Genomic DNA, 15269 nt, shown 5'->3' with positions numbered 1-15269 from the left:
ATCATGGACACCAGTAACTTCACCGCCCGCCCAGTAGGGAAGGGGCGTTTCGCGCGTGCCGCACTGCTCGCGGGCGCGATTGCGATCGGAGCCAGCGCGTTCGGGCACACCGCGATCGCCAGCGCCGAATGGGATATCGAGGCCTACGACCGCTGCATCACGCTGAATCAGGTCTTGCACAAGGCCCCAGTGGAAGACCTCTATTGCTGCCTCAACAGCGGCGGGAACATCTCCGAGCACACGGGAAACTGTGTGGCGCCACCCGCCAACAACATTCACAACATCCCGCTGGGGCCAAAGCTGGGGTCCATCACGCAGCCGATAACGCCGACCGGCACGCCGGTGAGCTGACACGTCGCCTCATAGACCCGTCAGGCGGCGGCTTGACCGCCGTCGACGATCAGATCCGAACCGGTGAGGAACGACGACTCAGCCGATGCGAGAAATAGTGCGGCTGCGGCGATTTCGCCCGGATCGCCCAAGCGGTCCATCGGGGTCGCGACAACCGAACCGTCGTCTGCTGGAACTTGTGCGGCGAATTCGGCCATACCGGGTGTGGCGACGGGCCCGGGGCACAGCGCACTCACCCGGATGCCACGCGGCGCCAATTCGATGGCCCAGGAGCGGGCGAAGTTGCGGATGGCAGCCTTGGTTGCGGCGTACACGCTCACGCCGGGAAGGCCCCTGATACCCGCGACCGACGACAGCAGGACGATCGATGCGCCGTCGTGCAGGAGCGGCAGTGCCTTTTGCACCGTGAACACCAGGCCCTTGACGTTGCTGTCGAACGTCTCGTCATAGTGCTCTTCGGTGATGTCGGCCAGGCTGATGATGCTGCCGCCACCGGCGTTGGCAACCACCACGTCGAGCCGACCGCTGCGCGCGGTGATGGTCGCGTAGAGCGCGTCGAGCGAGCCGAGATCTGATACGTCGCCGACGATTCCGGTCACGTCACCCTCGATGTCGGCGACGGCGGCGTCCACCACGTCCTTGCGGCGTCCGGTCAGGTAGACCTGCGCGCCTTCTGCGGCGAAGCGCCGAGCCGTCGCGAGTCCGATGCCTGCGCTGCCACCGGTGACGAGCGCTACCTTGCCTTCGAGTTGTCCCATGATTGATTCCCGTTCTGTTGTGCCGGTTTTCGCGAGCTTGGTCATCAGCGAGCGTGACTCGAGTCAACTCGCGCAACGACTTCTGCAGAAGGGCGCGGCTTCCTAGGAGTGCTACACCCAGGAAGGTTCGCCCTTCTGCTCGTGTCGCTGCGCGGGTTGACTTGCCACGCGTTCAACTGCATCCCGCGGCGGAGCCAGAAGACACCAGAAGGAAGTCCGGATGAAGTTCGGCATCAACTGCACCTTTACCGATCAGTCGAGGGTCACCCCGGCCGAATACGGTCGCGCCGTCGAAGACCGCGAGTTCGACTCGATCTTCCTCGCCGAGCACACCCACATTCCCGTCAAGGCGGTGTCACCGTATCCATTCGGCGACCGGCCAGCCTCGCTGTCCCACACCATCGATCCGTGCGTGGCGCTCAGCGTCATGGCCGGAGCCACCGATCACCTGTTGTTGGGCACGGGTATATCACTTGTCGCCCAACGGGATCCGACCGTGACGGCGAAGCTCATCGCCTCGCTGGATCTGATTTCGAACGGCCGGTTCATCTTCGGGATCGGGACGGGCTGGAACACCGAGGAAATGGCGACCCACGGCGGAGATCCCACCAGGCGTGGGGCCATCGCGACGGAGCACATCCTCGCGATGAAGGAGATCTGGCATCACGATGAGGCGGAGTTCCACGGCGCGTTCGTCGACTTCGACCCGATCTATTCGTGGCCCAAACCCGTACAGCGCCCGCATCCCCCGGTCTACGTCGGCGGAGGAGAAAAGGCGTTCCCCAGGGTCGCGGCAGCGGGCGACGGCTGGTTCCCCAACCCGGTGTCGCCTGACGGACTGGGCGACCAGATTCGACGGTTGCGCGAACTCGCCGGCTGGGACGTGCCCGTGACGGTCATGCACGTGGGTCCGGCCGAGGCGGAGCTCGTCGCCGGATACACCGAGCTCGACGTGGAGCGGGTGGTCTTCCCCGTCGACACAGAGGCGACGGACCCGTTGGCGACGCTCGACCAGCTCGTCGCACTCGCATCCGAGTTGGCGCTTCACGCGCAGTGACCGAGTGCTGGAAATATTCGCGGTCCCGAAGCGGTTCTAGACGCTGCGATGCTTATGTAACGTCGTTCTATAAGGCGTCGCAGCACTCACCGAACCGAACGACACCAGAAGTCGACAGGACCCACCATGACCAACGTTGTCTTCATCCACGGGCTGTGGATCGCCCACACTGCCTGGCAGCCGTGGATCGACCGCTTCGCCGCACAGGGCCACCACGCCATCGCTCCGGCGTGGCTCGGTGAACACGACACCGTCGAAGAGACTCGCAAGAACCCGGCTGATCAAGCGGGCTTCGGCATCGACGAGTTGACCGAACACTTCGCACGCATCGTCGAACAGTTCGACACCCCGCCAGTGGTGATCGGGCACTCCTTCGGCGGCCTCATCGCCCAAAAGCTCCTGGGGCAGCACAAGGTTGCCGCAGCGATCGCGATCGACCCCGCTCCTATCAAGGGCGTCAAGCCGCTTCCGATCGCTCAGCTTCGGTCAGCCTTTCCGGTGCTCGGTAACCCGCTCAACCGCGGACGCGCCAAGGCACTGACAGAAGCGCAGTGGCGCTATGGGTTCGGAAACGCTTTGACCCAAGCCGAATCCGATGAGCTCTGGGCGCAGTGGTCGATCCCGTCGCCGGGCAAGCCGTTGTTCCAAGCCGCAGCGGCGAACTTCTCAGGTAAGTCGCCTGCGAAGGTCGACACCGCCAACGGCACCAGGGGGCCGCTGCTGATCACCGGAGGCACCGCTGACCACACCGTGCCCTTCGTGTCCGCGAAGGCCACCCACGGGCTGTACGCAAAGTCCAACGCCATCACCGACTTCCACGAATTCGAGGGCCGCGGACACTCGCTGACCATCGATCACGGATGGCGCGACGTCGCTGACATCTCGCTGGCCTGGCTGGCCCACCGCGAGGTCACCGCGTCGGCATGAGCAAGGCTCCGGTCCGCCGCCGCACCGCCAGCCATCAGGTCTCGGCCGCGTTACTACACGCGGCCGAGACCGTGCTGGATCGCGACGGAACCGGTGGGGTCACGGTCCGCGCCGTCGCGGCGCAGGCCGCGGTTTCGCCCATGAGCGTTTACAACAGATTCGAGAACAAGGACGGCTTGCTCGCCGCGCTGGCGATGCGGGCCATGAACCAGCTCGGCGAAGCCATCGAGGTACCGACGGACGTCGAACCGATCGAACGCTTTCGCCAGTCGTGCCGAAACTACCGAACCTTCGCCCTTCGGCATCCCGCGCGATACGCGTTGATCTTCGGGGCGGGCAGTCCGCTCGAAGACCAGTCGTCCGACGTCGCGATTGCCGGTCACGCAGTGTTCGACGTCTTGGTCGAACTGATCCGGGCAATGCGAACCGATGCGCCAGAACAGGATTCGGCCGAGGCTGCACAAGCCGTCTGGAGCGCAATGCACGGTGCCGTCACCATCGAACACGCCCGAATCGGGCTGACGCCCGACTCCACCACTACCTACGAGTACCTGCTCGACCTACTCACAAGCAGCCTCGTGACTGGTTAGCTGGCAGTGTGAACGATCAGGATGTCGATCTTCGCCTTGCGCGCGACTTCCGCGGGGACCGAGCCCAATAGCCGCCCGGCCACCGAGTCCAGCCCGACGTCGCCGACGACTATCAAGTCGGCCTTGACGTCCTTGGCCAGTTTCGTGAGCGCCTCGACGGCGGCACCGACCACTGCCCGCTCTTCGACGTCCTTGGCCCCTGCCGCCTTGGCGCGATCGCGGGCATCGTGAAGGATTTCGTAAACACTCGCGTCGCCGTGCACCCGGTACCCATCGCGTCCGAGGGCATCCTCGGCACGGCGATCACTCACCTGGTCGGGTGAAGGCGCCCTTGACCAGCCGCCCTTTTCCTCATGGTGGAAATGCGCAGTCGCGACGATCAGCTTCGCGTTCTCCTGCGCCGCGAACGCGCCAGCTCGCTCGACCGCACGCATCGACGAATCCGAGCCGTCGGTTCCGACTATTACGGTCCGATAGCCACTCATGCTGACTCCTCTGCGGTGGACGCGACAAAGCACCCTAACTCCGACTGGACCGCCACCGCTGAGATTTCAACCTCCTGGCCGACAGCGCCGTGGAAGCGGCAGCGGGAGCCTTGGCAAACGCTTCGGCGACCGTCGAACATCCCCGAATCCGATTTTTTCGCAGGTGACATACATCACTTGACAGTCCCGGTATCGAACCTCGGAAATCCCCACTTGTAGCAGGCAGATGCCACCTCTACATAGAAGCGATGGCAATGGACGGGGAGCACCTCATGCGTACATCTCTACTAGCCCGCACGGCCCAAACGATTGTGCGGCTGGCGAAATCGGCGACGTTCACCACACTCGCGCTGGCCGCGATCGTCGTGGGCATGTTCGCCGGTACAACGGCGACCGCGAATGCCGCCGACGACTCGTGTCCCGCCGTGGAGGTGGTCTTCGCTCGGGGCACGCTCGAGGCTCCGGGTGTTGGCGCCACCGGACAGGCGTTCGTCGACGCCTTGACCGCCCGCCTGCCGGGCAAGTCCGTCGGCGTGTACGCGGTGAACTACCCGGCATCGCTGAGCTTCGGCCAGGCCGTTGACGGAGTCGCGGACGCCAGCAACCAGATTCAGTCGATTGCCGCACAATGCCCGTCGACCAAGATCGTGCTCGGAGGTTACTCGCAGGGTGCAGCGGTCGCCGGCTACACCACCGCGAGCACCGTGCCCGAGGGATTCGCCCTGCCCGCGAGCATCTCGGGCCCGATGCCCGCTTCAGTCGCCTCGCACGTCGCGGCTGTCGCCCTCTTCGGCACGCCCGACGACTGGTTCCTGGGACTGGTCGATCGCGGTGCCCCGTCGATCGCCATCGGTGACCTGTACACGGCCAAGACCATCCAGCTGTGTGCCCCCGGTGATCCGGTCTGCTTCCCCGGTGGTCTGGAACGCTCCGCACATAGCTCGTACAAGTCCAACGGGATGGCCGATCAGGCAGCCGATTTCGTGGCGGGTCGGCTAGGCGCTCCCGCCCCTGCCGCGACGTTGGTTCAGACGGCTGGCGAGGCCGAGCCCGGCAACTGAACAAGCACCGACCGACGGCCGGAACCCAGTCCACTGTGGACGGTTCCGGCCGTCGGCGCTATGCGTTCCACACACCGCCGCCGCCGCCCTCCTTCCGCACACCTGAGCAACCGCTTGCGATATATGCGGGTTTGCGCATATATTGCTGACATGAGTGCCGGTCACGATCACAGCCACGGCGGCGCCGACACCCGCGTCAGCCGGATGGTGCTGGCCGCCATGGTGTTGGCCGTCTTCTTCGTCATCGAACTGACCACCGCGCTCCTGATCGGTTCCATCGCCCTGCTCGCCGATGCAGGCCACATGCTCACCGACCTGGTCGCGATGTTCATGGGGCTGACGGCCGTCCTGTTGGCCCGCCACGGACCCGCGTCGGCGGCCCGCACCTACGGCTGGCACCGCGCCGAGGTGTTCACCGCGGTAGCCAACGCCGCGCTGCTGCTGGGGATGGCGGCCTTCATCCTGTTCGAGGCCTTCCAACGGCTCGGCAACGCGCCCGAGGTGCCCGGCGTTCCGATGATCGTCGTCGCGCTGGCCGGACTGCTCGCCAACCTCGTCGTCGTCCTACTGTTGCGCTCGCATTCGGAGCACAGCCTTGCCGTCAAGGGCGCCTACATGGAGGTCGTCGCCGACACCGTCGGCAGCATCGGCGTGCTCATCGCGGGCATCGTGACCGTCACGACGCACTGGCCGTACGCCGACGTCGTCGTCGCCGTGCTCGTCGCACTGTGGGTGTTGCCGCGGGCGATCTCGCTCGCCAGGGCCGCCCTGCGCATCCTCTCGGAGTCGTCGCCGAGCCACATCGACGTCGACGAACTGCGCACCGCGCTGCAGTCCGTGGACGGCGTGACGGGCGTACACGACCTGCACGTGTGGACGTTGGTACCCGGTAAGGACATGGCCACCGCCCACGTCACGTGCCGCGGCGATTCGGCCAAGGTGCTTGCGGACGCGCGGGCGGTGCTGTCCGCGCGGGGGCTCGAGCACGCCACCGTCCAGGTCGAACCGCCCGAGACGTCGCAGGACTGCGAGCAGCAAACCGGTGGCTGCGACTAGCTCCTGGTGAACCAGGCCAGCCAGTCCCGGCTCGATGAGCGCAGGTAGTGCTGCGGGTCGACGCGCTCAGCGGGGTACAGCCTGAAACCCTTTGGCGGACTACTGGATTGGTTGCCGTTCGTGTTGGGGAAGTACGCCCCACTCACCCACGCCGGGTTGATGTCGAGCTCCATCCCGCGAACCACGCCCGCGTCGGCCATGATGCGGCCAAGGCTGCACACCGAAAGCGCCGGACCGCCGACGTACACCTCGACTCCGGTGGCCGTCACTCCGAACCCGGACCGCTGGATGAAGGCGGCCTGCCCCACCGTATTGCCCCACTCCTTCTGGCCGCCCGTGGCGCACGACGGATTGACCTGGCCGCCGTCGACCAGCGGGACGAGGTTCTGCCGCACGCTTGCCACTGTCGGATCCATCCGGACCTCGTCGTTCCACGTGCCGACGTCGGCCGCGCCGTCGGTGTGCAGCACCAGGCTCGCCTCTCCGTCGAGCAGTGGTACGACGGTCCGGCCATCGCTGTAGTAGCCGCCATGGCTGGGATCGCTCAGGCGGAACCCGCCGTTGAATACCGCGGCGACGGTGCGCTGCTCGGGTGCGGTCAAGGACGTCGCCTCCTTCCAGCTACCGCCGGGATCCCGCGTGCCGGGCCGCAGCTCGCCACGGATCAGCTTCGGGTCCATGCGCATGACGCCTGCGACGAAGGACGTGTGCGACGCATCCGGCCGCAGTTCCGCGACCTGGACGGCAGCGCCGCCGTGCACGGTGACGACGGTCTGCCACGTGCCCTCGTTGGGTAGCCGCGGTCCCGGGGCCAGCACCCCGAGCGGCGTCGGGTCCAATGCGGTCGACGGCAGCACCCGGGTCACCGCACCGGCAGGGACCGCGATGCCGCCGGGCGGCGAACCGCCGACGGCGGGCGGATCCTCGTCGTACTGGATGCGTTCGAGGAGCGTGACCTCACGGTTCAGGCCGTGATCACGCCCCCATTCGGCCAGCTTGGCCTCGACCCCGTCGGTGCCAGGAACGCGCAGCGCCTGCACCACGAGCGCAGCGAGGACCACGATCACCACGGCTGCGGCACTCGCCAGTATATTCATGCACCGACGCACGGGACTCACGACGGTGAGCGTGCCACGCAGGGTTGGGAACTAGCTGAGTCCAAGCTGGGAGCGTGCCCCAGGATCGCAGTCGTCGACCAGGTCCAGGCAGCGTGCGTATTCGTCGGTCTCGCCGATCGAGTCCGCGGCGCGGGCCAGCGCGGCGACGCACCGCAGGAATCCACGGTTGGGCGCGTGGGCGTACGGCACCGGCCCAAACCCCTTCCACCCGTTGCGGCGCAGCTTGTCGAGCCCGCGGTGATAGCCGGTGCGCGCATACGCATACGCCGTGATCGCCTTGTCGTCATCGAGCGCGTCTTCGGCAAGCACCGCCCACGCGATCGACGCGGCCGGATGAGCCGCGGCGACGGTGGTCGCCTGCTCACCCGCCGCGAGTTCGGCCTCGGCTTCCGTGTCCGCGGGTAGCAGTACCGGATCCGGCCCCAGCAGATCGCCCATCCTCGTCATATGCCTATTGTGCCGTGCGGACACTGGGCGTTGACCACAGGGCCGGGAGCGTTGGCAGCGGAAGCTCGGCGCGGGTGGATAAGCTCCAAGGGGAGCAGTACGAGGAGGCTGAGGCAGGCATGTCGAACCCATCGGGGACTGACGGGGACCCGCAGCCCACCGCAGCCGATTCGGTGGTGGCCGAACCGGGGACGGACACCGGCGCACCCGAGCCGGCGGCCGGTGGCGAATCCCCTTCGGCCACACCCGAGCGCCGCTTCACCGCCCCTTCGGCGTTCGACGCAGGCAAGACGCAGGTCATGCACACCGCGCCCGAACCTGAGACGGAGATATTCGCCCCGCCGGGCGACGCGGCCCTGACCGAACCGATAGCGGCCGCGGGTTCGGTTGCCCCACAACTCATTCCGGGCCGCACGGACGCGCCGAAGCCCCCGGGCCGCAGCCGCAGCTGGGGCTGGGTCATCGCCGTGCTCCTGGTGATCGCCGCCATCGTCGCCGTGGCCATCCTCGGCACGGTGTTGCTGACCCGCAACGAAACACCAAAGGCCTCGCAGGAGGAATTGGTGCGCACCACCATCTCCAACTTCGACACCGCGATCCAAAAGGGCGACCTGGACACCCTGCGCAGCATCACGTGCGGCATCACGGCCGACAGCTACATCCGCTACGACGACAAGCGGTGGGCCGACATCCATTCGCGCGTTGCCGCGGCCCGCCAGTACCCCGTGGTGGCCAGCATCGACCAGGTCGTCGTGCACGAAAAGCACGCCGAGGCCAACGTCACGACGTTCATGGCGTTCGATCCGGCCACCCGCTCGACGCGCAGCTTCGACCTGGAGTTCCGCGACGAGCAGTGGAAGATCTGCCAGGCCCCCCAGTAATCCTTGCGATTTGGGCGCGCTTTTCGGGTGTCAGCCCGGAAAAGCGCGCCGAAATCGCAAGGGGGGGTTAGCCGGCGGAGACGCTGCGGCCGCTGCTGTGCAAGTCGTTGCACGCCTCGACGACACGCTCGGTCATCGAAGCCTCGGCCTTCTTCAGGTAGCTACGCGGGTCGTAGACCTTCTTGTTGCCGACCTCGCCGTCGATCTTCAGCACGCCGTCGTAGTTGGCGAACATGTGCCCGGCGAGCGGCCGGGTGAAGGCGTACTGGGTGTCGGTGTCGACGTTCATCTTCACCACGCCATAGTTCAGCGAGTCCTCGATCTCGGACTTCAGCGAGCCCGAGCCGCCGTGGAAGACGAAGTCGAACGGCTTGCTACCCGCGGGCAACCCGAGCTTGGCCGTGGCCACCTCCTGGCCCTCCTTGAGCACCTCCGGCTTGAGCTTGACGTTGCCCGGCTTGTACACGCCGTGCACGTTGCCGAAGGTCGCGGCGAGCAGGTACTTGCCGTGCTCACCTGCGCCGAGCGCCTCGATGGTCTTCTCGAAGTCGGCCGCCGTCGTATAGAGCTTGTCGTTGATCTCGGCCTCGACGCCGTCTTCCTCGCCACCGACGACGCCGATCTCCACCTCGAGGATGATCTTGGCGGCGGCCGCGAGCTTCAGCAGTTCCTGACCGATCTCGAGGTTCTCGTCGATCGGCACCGCGGAGCCGTCCCACATGTGCGACTGGAACAGCGGGTCCTGGCCCTTGGCGACCCGCGCGGCCGAGATGGCCAGCAGCGGACGGACGTAGGTGTCCAGCTTGTCCTTCGGACAATGGTCGGTGTGCAGCGCGACGGTGATGTCGTACTTGGCGGCGATCACGTGCGCGAACTCGGCCAGCGCAACCGCTCCCGTGACCATCTCCTTGATGCCGAGCCCGGACGCGAACTCGGCGCCACCCGTCGAGAATTGGATGATGCCGTCGCTGCCTGCATCGGCGAAGCCCTTGATCGCGGCGTTCACGGACTCCGAGCCGACGCAGTTGATGGCCGGGAACGCGAACGAGTGCTCCTTGGCACGGCCCAGCATCTCCGCGTAGACCTCGGGGGTGGCGATGGGCATGGGGGTTCCTCTCGGCGATACGGCTCAGGTGTCTCGTGCAGTATCTCAAGAACGGCGACGACGTGGCAGCCCGACCACTGCGATTGGTGAATCCCGGCGAAGAAGTGTGGCTGCCGGGGGCACAAAGCCCCGGCTAGACGGATGCTTAACCAGCTGAAACGCTCGGTTGATCCATCCGAACAACGCGTCGCCGAGCTCGTCGCAACCGGATGGGCCAATTGGACGGCCAGGGCTAGGTGGTCAACACCACGCGGTAGCGCGCCTTGCCGCTGTCCATGGTCTCGAAGCCTTCCGCGGCCTTGGCCAACGGGACCTCCTGGACCAATGCGCGTACACCGGACAGCAGCGCGAAGTGCATCGTCTCCTCGACGTCGCGCGAGGTGCCCGACGGATGACCCGTGACCGACAAACCCGGGGTGATGAGGTCGAGGGGGCTGATCGGAAGGTTGTCCGCGGAGACGCCGATAGTGACCAACTGTCCCTGCGGGGCGAGGCCGCCGACCGTCGCGGCCATGGCCTCGGGGTTGTTAGCCGTGGCGAGCACCACGGTGGCGCCACCCAGCTTCTTGAGCTCCGCGGCGACGTCCGACGCGGTCGAGTCGACGTAGTGGTGGGCGCCCAGTTTCTTCGCTTCGTCGGCCTTGCCTTGGCCGCGCGCGATGGCGACGGTCTCGAAGCCCATCGCACGGGCGAATTGCACGCCCGAGATGGCCGAGTCCGCCGACGCCGAGCACGGCGACCAGATCACCGGCCTTCGCCCGCGTGTCACGCAACCCGTTGAACGTCGTCACCCCCGCGCAGCCCATCGGGGCCGCTTCGACGAACGACAGCCCGTCCGGGATGCGCGCCAGCGCCGTCGCCGGCGCCACTACCGATTCGGCGTAGCCGCCCGGGTAACTCAAGCTGGGCACCTGCCCACGTTCACACTGCATGAACTGACCCTTGCGGCACGGCACGCAGCGGTTGCAGTTGCCGCCGAACCAGCCGACCGCCACGCGATCGCCGAGCGCCCAGTCCTCGACGCCGTCCCCCACTTCGGCGACCGTGCCCGCGATCTCGTGCCCCAAGGTCAGCGGCCACTGCATGCCAGGGAAGTGGCCCGCATGGAACTCGCGGTCGGTTCCGCACACCCCGCACGCGGCGACGGCGATTCGGACCTGATCGCGAGGCGGAGAAGTGGTCTCGACATCGACGAGGGTAAGTGGCTGGTTCGCGGACGCCACATGGACGGCCTTGTGCGTGGGCATGCTCAGAGATTATTGCCGCCGCATCGGCTCCCGGCACGGTATTCGGAAGCTCCTCATCACGGGCCAAACTCACACCAAACCATAGGGAAACCCCCGATTTCTTCTGGCCGACGAATGATTACCGTGAATTCGATGAGCAACGCCACGCCGGTGCCCTGCTACCTCGTCGAGTGGTACGGCCCGAGAGTGGCCGAGGAGCCCATCGAGGACACCGCCGCCACGCTCGACGACTGCGCCGCGTCGATGTCCGCGGCGGGCTCATCCGTGCGGCTGCTCACGATCCTCGCCGTCCCCACCGACGAAGTGCTCTTCGGAGTGTTCACTGCCGACTCCGCCGACCTCGTCGCCGAGACCTGCCAGCGGGCCGGGCTGCCCGCCCAACGGCTCACCCCCGCCTTCGACGCACATTTCGGAGGCTGAGTCCGCCTCAGCTGGCGCTTAGGTTCCTACCGGTATCTTTGAGCACCGTGACCACCACCAACCTGGCCCTCATGCCGAGTTTTCTCGACCCGCTGACGCTGCTCGGTTACTTCGGCACCTGGGCGCTGGTGGGCCTACTTGTGGTCATCTTCATCGAGTCGGGTGTGCTCTTTCCGGTGCTGCCCGGCGACACGCTGCTCTTCGTGGCGGGCATGCTCGCCGCAGGGACCGCGGCCCAGGCCGAAGCCGTCCAGGCCAACTTTCACCTGTGGCAACTGCTGGTGTTCATCCCCATCGCCGCCGTGCTCGGTGGCCAGGTCGGGTACTGGATCGGCCGTAGCATCGGCACGTCGATGTTCAAGCCGGACGCGCGGTTCCTCAAGCAGCGCTACCTCGACGAGGCGCACGCCTTCTTCGAGCAGCGCGGGCCCTTCGCCATCGTGCTGGCCCGGTTCGTTCCGATCGTCCGGACGCTGGCACCGATCACCGCGGGCGCGGCCCGGATGGGCTACGGGGTGTTCACGCTCTTCAACGTCGTCGGTGCGGTGGTGTGGGGCATCGGGCTGGTGCTGCTGGGGTACGGGCTCGGGCAGTTCGAGATCATCCAGAAGCTGTTGGAACCCATCTTCATCCTCATCGCGTTGATCTCGGTCACCCCGCTCATCATCGAATGGCTGAAGCGGCGCCGGGCGGCCAAGCACGCGGGCCCGGCAGCCGGGCAGTCCTAGAGTTCGAGCGCGGCGGCGAGCTCACGCAACGCGGGCCGCGGGTCGGCCGTCGGGTTGGCGCCGATCACCTGAAGCACGACGTGGTCGGCCCCGGCATCGAGGTGGGCCCGCACCGATGCGGCCGCCTGCTCGGTCGAGCCCGTGCCGACCAACGCACGTGCTAGCCGATCCGAGCCACCTGGCACCAGATCCGATTCGTCGAAACCCTGCCGCAGCCACGAGTTGCGGTAGTTGGGCAGCGCACTGTAGCCCGTGAGATGCCCGTGCGCCCATTGCAATTGCTCGTCGGGCGTGCCGCCGACGGTGACGGCCTGCTCGGAGACGACCCATTTGTCGGGCCCGACGATGTCGCGCGTGACCCTGGTCTGTTCGGGCAGCACCAGATACGGGTGAGCGCCGTCGGCGTCGGTCCCGGAGAGCTCGATCATCTTCGGACCAAGCGCCGCGAGTACCCGCACGGGCCGGGGCGCACCGGGCTCGAACGCCTCCGAGACCGCCGCCATCTTCTCGAGGTACTGGCGCATGGTGGCCAACGGCTTGCTGTAAGTGCCACCGATGCCGTGTTCGACGAGCGGTCCGTGACTGACCCCGAGGCCCAGCATGAACCGCCGCGGGAACAGTGCGTTGATGGTGCGGCCGCCTGTCTCGGCGGCCTGCGGGATCCGGACGTGAATGTTGGCGATCCCGGTTCCTACCACCAACCGCTCGGTGGCCGACAGGAAGGCCATCGACTCGACCAGGGCATCCTTGCCGCCGATCTCGGGAATGAAAAGTGAACCGTAGCCAAGGGATTCGATGTCTTTAGCGACCGCTTGGGCGTCGGGCATGGCCCAGGTCTCGCTGGCCCACCAGACGCCGACGCGGCTTGGGAAGTCGACGGGTGGACGCTGGGTGTCAGTCACCTAGCTGACTCTATGCAATCGATTTCTTGAACCGTCCGGCGAACCCCCGCAGCGGGAGGTCGGCACTGGTGACCAGCCCGGGCGGCGCAGCGACGACGGACTTGATGGCATTCAGCGCGGGCAGCCCCGTCACGGTCATGCCGATCGAGGCGAAGTTGTCCGGATTCGACAGGTCGACGCCGGGCTTCGGGAAGATCATGTGCTTGTTGTAGATGCACGGGTCGCCCATGATCTGAGTGATGTAGCAGCCCTTGATATCCCAACTCGGATCGGTGTGCGGCGTCATCTGCCACTCCAGGTGCGTCTCCACCCGCGCCACTCCGTCGACCATGCCCTGATACTTGATGTAGTTGCCGCCGAGCGAACCCTTGGGCAGCAGGTACCAGCCCAGGTCGACGTCCTTGGTGCAGGCGCCGAGTTCGTAGCTGAACTTGACCTCGTCGAGTTGCAGATCGAAGCAGTCGGCCATCATCAGCACGCTGTCGGCGAATACCCGCGTGTACTTCTCGAGCTTGCCGGGAATGCTCGGATCATCCACGGGCAGGCCGTAACCCACCTCGATCCAGGTGTCCTTGCTGTGGTGGCACGACACGTCGACCGACTCGATGGTGGTGACGTTCTCGATCTCGGCGACGTCGGCCGAACACACCACCCCGAGGATCTGGTTGACGCCGGGGTTCATTCCGGTGCCGTAGAACGTCGATCCGCCGCGCTCGCAGGCCTCCGAGAGCAGTTGCGTCACCGGCTTGCCGGACGGGTGCGGATGGTTGGTGTCGCGGTGCCAGCCGGTGATCCAGTCGGCGGTCGTGACGATGTTGATGCCTGCCTCAAGGACTTTCACGTAGAGGTCCTCGTCGGGGAACACGCCGTGAAAGGTCACCACGTCGGGCTTGGCGGCGATGATGTCGTCGATCGAACCGGTGGCCTTGACCCCGATGGGCGCCACGCCGACGATCTCACCGGCGTCACGGCCGATCTTCTCCGGTGTGTAACAGTGCAATCCGATCAGATCGAGGTCTCGGTGCGTTGCGATGCGCTTGATCATCTCGGAGCCGACGTTGCCGGTCGCTACCTGGAAGATGCGGATCGGTGAATTCATGTGATGCTCAATCCTTCTGACGTGTTGAGTTCCGCAGCGGAACCACCGCGGCCATCTGGATAGAACTGCATGGACCACTTGCGAATTGCGGTGAAGCCCTCGTACTCCGACGTCGACAGCGCGGGCGGATCCGAATAGCGCTGATGGCTCCAGATGTGGACGTCCTGCGCGAACTGCCGGATGACCTCGTCGCCGAATTCCTTGGCCTTCTGCTCCGCCCGCGGCGAGTCCCTGCCCGGCACGCGACCGATGTACACCATGAAGCGGACGTCGGAGGTGAACTCGTCGACGGGGGTGATGGCCGAAATGGTCCGGTTGTCGATCATGCCCCAACTCTTGGTGACCGCGATGCCCAAGCCGCCGTTGACGGCCTCCACCCCACTGTTGACGTCTTCGATCTTCTGCCCGTCGTCGCCCTCGAAGGTGATGGTGAAGTCGACGTAGGACACCGGTTCGGCGAAGTCGTGACGGGTGAACACTGGCACGATCGGCGTCTTGTGCACGAACTTGAAATGCGCGAAGTCGACGCCGTTTTCGAGCACGTACTGCGGATGCAGTTCCAGCGCTTCGCGGTACAGCCGCTGCTGCGGGTAGTAGTCGTCGGCGCTGCCGCCGCCGCCGAAGCTGGCGAACACGTCAGGCGCTTCGAAGAACGGTTCCCGACCGTCGGCGTCGTGCCACATGTAGATGGATGCGTTGAGTTCGGCCACCGGGTAGGTGCGCATGCGACGGCCGCGGTTGGGGCGCGGCTCGTAGGGGATGCAGACGTTGCGGCCCTCGGAGTTCCACTGCCAACCGTGGAACGGGCATTGGATGACCTCGCCCTCGACGTGCCCGCCGAAGCCGAGGTGCGCGCCGAGGTGTTCGCAGTACGCGTCCATCACAGTCACCTGCCCGGACTGTGCGCGCCAGGCGATCAGTTCCCGGTCGAAGTACTTCATCCGGTGAACGTCGCCGACCCCGACCTGGTCTGACCAGGCGACCTGAAACCATCCGGTCGGCTTCATGGAAAGTGGCGGTTTGGCCATGTCGACAAG

At 66.2% G+C, this 15269-nt stretch carries 17 protein-coding genes and 1 pseudogene; 9 read left to right on the top strand and 9 right to left on the bottom strand.

The features are described from left to right. Positions 1-3 precede the first annotated feature (3 nt). Positions 4-351 carry a hypothetical protein gene (locus SLQ30_RS20315; protein ID WP_319448188.1) on the top strand — a complete coding sequence of 116 codons (348 nt, stop codon included), beginning with the start codon at positions 4-6 and terminating at the stop codon, positions 349-351. Between the two features lie 20 nt (positions 352-371). Here SLQ30_RS20315 and SLQ30_RS20310 read toward each other — a convergent pair whose 3' ends face one another. Beyond that, a complete protein-coding gene (locus SLQ30_RS20310) occupies positions 372-1109 on the bottom strand; it encodes an SDR family NAD(P)-dependent oxidoreductase (RefSeq protein ID WP_319448189.1) in 738 nt (245 codons plus the stop codon). Positions 1110-1329: 220 nt separating this feature from the next. On the opposite strand from SLQ30_RS20310, the gene SLQ30_RS20305 reads away from it, so the two are divergent. From SLQ30_RS20305 to SLQ30_RS20295, 3 genes are all read left to right on the top strand, one after another. Further along, positions 1330-2166: an LLM class F420-dependent oxidoreductase gene (locus SLQ30_RS20305; protein ID WP_319448190.1), complete on the top strand. Its 837-nt coding sequence runs from the start codon at positions 1330-1332 to the stop codon at positions 2164-2166. A 126-nt stretch (positions 2167-2292) separates the two neighbouring features. Next, a complete protein-coding gene (locus SLQ30_RS20300) occupies positions 2293-3093 on the top strand; it encodes an alpha/beta hydrolase (protein ID WP_319448191.1) in 801 nt (266 codons plus the stop codon). Continuing rightward, positions 3090-3683, top strand: a complete 594-nt coding sequence (locus SLQ30_RS20295; RefSeq protein WP_319448192.1) for a TetR-like C-terminal domain-containing protein — start codon at positions 3090-3092, stop codon at positions 3681-3683. Before SLQ30_RS20300 ends, SLQ30_RS20295 begins: the two co-directional genes overlap by 4 nt. Here SLQ30_RS20295 and SLQ30_RS20290 read toward each other — a convergent pair. Next, positions 3680-4168, bottom strand: coding sequence for a universal stress protein (locus SLQ30_RS20290; RefSeq protein ID WP_319448193.1), 489 nt, complete (start codon positions 4166-4168; stop codon positions 3680-3682). The genes SLQ30_RS20295 and SLQ30_RS20290 overlap by 4 nt on opposite strands. Positions 4169-4440: 272 nt before the next feature. Between SLQ30_RS20290 and SLQ30_RS20285 the strand changes: the two genes are divergently transcribed. After that, the gene (locus tag SLQ30_RS20285) at positions 4441-5229 is read left to right on the top strand and encodes a cutinase family protein (protein ID WP_319448194.1); all 789 of its coding nucleotides are present in this window, start codon (positions 4441-4443) and stop codon (positions 5227-5229) included. A 150-nt stretch (positions 5230-5379) separates the two neighbouring features. Continuing rightward, positions 5380-6285, top strand: coding sequence for a cation diffusion facilitator family transporter (locus tag SLQ30_RS20280; RefSeq protein WP_319448195.1), 906 nt, complete (start codon positions 5380-5382; stop codon positions 6283-6285). Here SLQ30_RS20280 and SLQ30_RS20275 read toward each other — a convergent pair. Continuing rightward, a complete protein-coding gene (locus SLQ30_RS20275) occupies positions 6282-7382 on the bottom strand; it encodes a hypothetical protein (protein WP_319448196.1) in 1101 nt (366 codons plus the stop codon). The genes SLQ30_RS20280 and SLQ30_RS20275 overlap by 4 nt on opposite strands. A gap of 51 nt (positions 7383-7433) precedes the next feature. Next, positions 7434-7850, bottom strand: a complete 417-nt coding sequence (locus SLQ30_RS20270; RefSeq protein WP_319448197.1) for a DUF3151 domain-containing protein — start codon at positions 7848-7850, stop codon at positions 7434-7436. A gap of 119 nt (positions 7851-7969) precedes the next feature. Between SLQ30_RS20270 and SLQ30_RS20265 the strand changes: the two genes are divergently transcribed. After that, positions 7970-8731, top strand: coding sequence for a DUF4878 domain-containing protein (locus SLQ30_RS20265; RefSeq protein ID WP_319448305.1), 762 nt, complete (start codon positions 7970-7972; stop codon positions 8729-8731). Positions 8732-8798: 67 nt separating this feature from the next. Here the strand turns inward: SLQ30_RS20265 and fbaA are convergent, their stop codons facing one another. Beyond that, positions 8799-9836: a class II fructose-bisphosphate aldolase gene (gene fbaA / locus SLQ30_RS20260; RefSeq protein ID WP_319448198.1), complete on the bottom strand. Its 1038-nt coding sequence runs from the start codon at positions 9834-9836 to the stop codon at positions 8799-8801. Positions 9837-10068: 232 nt separating this feature from the next. Next, positions 10069-11083 (bottom strand): annotated as a pseudogene (locus SLQ30_RS20255) (alcohol dehydrogenase catalytic domain-containing protein). Between the two features lie 132 nt (positions 11084-11215). On the opposite strand from SLQ30_RS20255, the gene SLQ30_RS20250 reads away from it, so the two are divergent. Both SLQ30_RS20250 and SLQ30_RS20245 read left to right on the top strand, forming a co-directional pair. Next, on the top strand, positions 11216-11503 hold the full coding sequence (locus SLQ30_RS20250) for a hypothetical protein (protein ID WP_319448199.1): 288 nt from the start codon (positions 11216-11218) through the stop codon (positions 11501-11503). Between the two features lie 71 nt (positions 11504-11574). After that, positions 11575-12231: a VTT domain-containing protein gene (locus SLQ30_RS20245; RefSeq protein ID WP_319448306.1), complete on the top strand. Its 657-nt coding sequence runs from the start codon at positions 11575-11577 to the stop codon at positions 12229-12231. On the opposite strand, the gene SLQ30_RS20240 is transcribed toward SLQ30_RS20245, so the two are convergent. From SLQ30_RS20240 to SLQ30_RS20230, 3 genes are read right to left on the bottom strand one after another with little or no spacing between them, the layout of a single operon-like run. Beyond that, entirely contained in the window at positions 12228-13133 is a 906-nt protein-coding gene (locus tag SLQ30_RS20240; protein ID WP_319448200.1) for an LLM class F420-dependent oxidoreductase, read from the bottom strand. The two genes, SLQ30_RS20245 and SLQ30_RS20240, sit on opposite strands and share 4 nt — an antisense overlap. A 10-nt stretch (positions 13134-13143) precedes the next feature. Beyond that, the gene (locus tag SLQ30_RS20235) at positions 13144-14232 is read right to left on the bottom strand and encodes a dihydrodipicolinate reductase (protein ID WP_319448201.1); all 1089 of its coding nucleotides are present in this window, start codon (positions 14230-14232) and stop codon (positions 13144-13146) included. Further along, positions 14229-15260, bottom strand: a complete 1032-nt coding sequence (locus SLQ30_RS20230; protein WP_319448202.1) for a Rieske 2Fe-2S domain-containing protein — start codon at positions 15258-15260, stop codon at positions 14229-14231. Before SLQ30_RS20230 ends, SLQ30_RS20235 begins: the two co-directional genes overlap by 4 nt. Positions 15261-15269 lie beyond the last annotated feature (9 nt).

The organism is Mycobacterium sp. RTGN4 (assembly GCF_033804635.1).
Taxonomy (GTDB): domain Bacteria; phylum Actinomycetota; class Actinomycetes; order Mycobacteriales; family Mycobacteriaceae; genus Mycobacterium.
Note: the sequence above shows the minus strand (reverse complement) of the source record. Positions and strands in the feature narration are given on the sequence as shown.

Bases quoted from the DNA above. Each gene is read 5' to 3' on its own strand.
- SLQ30_RS20315 (WP_319448188.1), top strand. From the start codon at position 4: ATGGACACCAGTAACTTCACCGCCCGCCCAGTAGGGAAGGGGCGTTTC.
- SLQ30_RS20310 (WP_319448189.1), bottom strand. From the start codon at position 1,109: ATGGGACAACTCGAAGGCAAGGTAGCGCTCGTCACCGGTGGCAGCGCA.
- SLQ30_RS20305 (WP_319448190.1), top strand. From the start codon at position 1,330: ATGAAGTTCGGCATCAACTGCACCTTTACCGATCAGTCGAGGGTCACC.
- SLQ30_RS20300 (WP_319448191.1), top strand. From the start codon at position 2,293: ATGACCAACGTTGTCTTCATCCACGGGCTGTGGATCGCCCACACTGCC.
- SLQ30_RS20295 (WP_319448192.1), top strand. From the start codon at position 3,090: ATGAGCAAGGCTCCGGTCCGCCGCCGCACCGCCAGCCATCAGGTCTCG.
- SLQ30_RS20290 (WP_319448193.1), bottom strand. From the start codon at position 4,168: ATGAGTGGCTATCGGACCGTAATAGTCGGAACCGACGGCTCGGATTCG.
- SLQ30_RS20285 (WP_319448194.1), top strand. From the start codon at position 4,441: ATGCGTACATCTCTACTAGCCCGCACGGCCCAAACGATTGTGCGGCTG.
- SLQ30_RS20280 (WP_319448195.1), top strand. From the start codon at position 5,380: ATGAGTGCCGGTCACGATCACAGCCACGGCGGCGCCGACACCCGCGTC.
- SLQ30_RS20275 (WP_319448196.1), bottom strand. From the start codon at position 7,382: ATGAATATACTGGCGAGTGCCGCAGCCGTGGTGATCGTGGTCCTCGCT.
- SLQ30_RS20270 (WP_319448197.1), bottom strand. From the start codon at position 7,850: ATGACGAGGATGGGCGATCTGCTGGGGCCGGATCCGGTACTGCTACCC.
- SLQ30_RS20265 (WP_319448305.1), top strand. From the start codon at position 7,970: ATGTCGAACCCATCGGGGACTGACGGGGACCCGCAGCCCACCGCAGCC.
- fbaA (WP_319448198.1), bottom strand. From the start codon at position 9,836: ATGCCCATCGCCACCCCCGAGGTCTACGCGGAGATGCTGGGCCGTGCC.
- SLQ30_RS20250 (WP_319448199.1), top strand. From the start codon at position 11,216: ATGAGCAACGCCACGCCGGTGCCCTGCTACCTCGTCGAGTGGTACGGC.
- SLQ30_RS20245 (WP_319448306.1), top strand. From the start codon at position 11,575: ATGCCGAGTTTTCTCGACCCGCTGACGCTGCTCGGTTACTTCGGCACC.
- SLQ30_RS20235 (WP_319448201.1), bottom strand. From the start codon at position 14,232: ATGAATTCACCGATCCGCATCTTCCAGGTAGCGACCGGCAACGTCGGC.
- SLQ30_RS20230 (WP_319448202.1), bottom strand. From the start codon at position 15,260: ATGGCCAAACCGCCACTTTCCATGAAGCCGACCGGATGGTTTCAGGTC.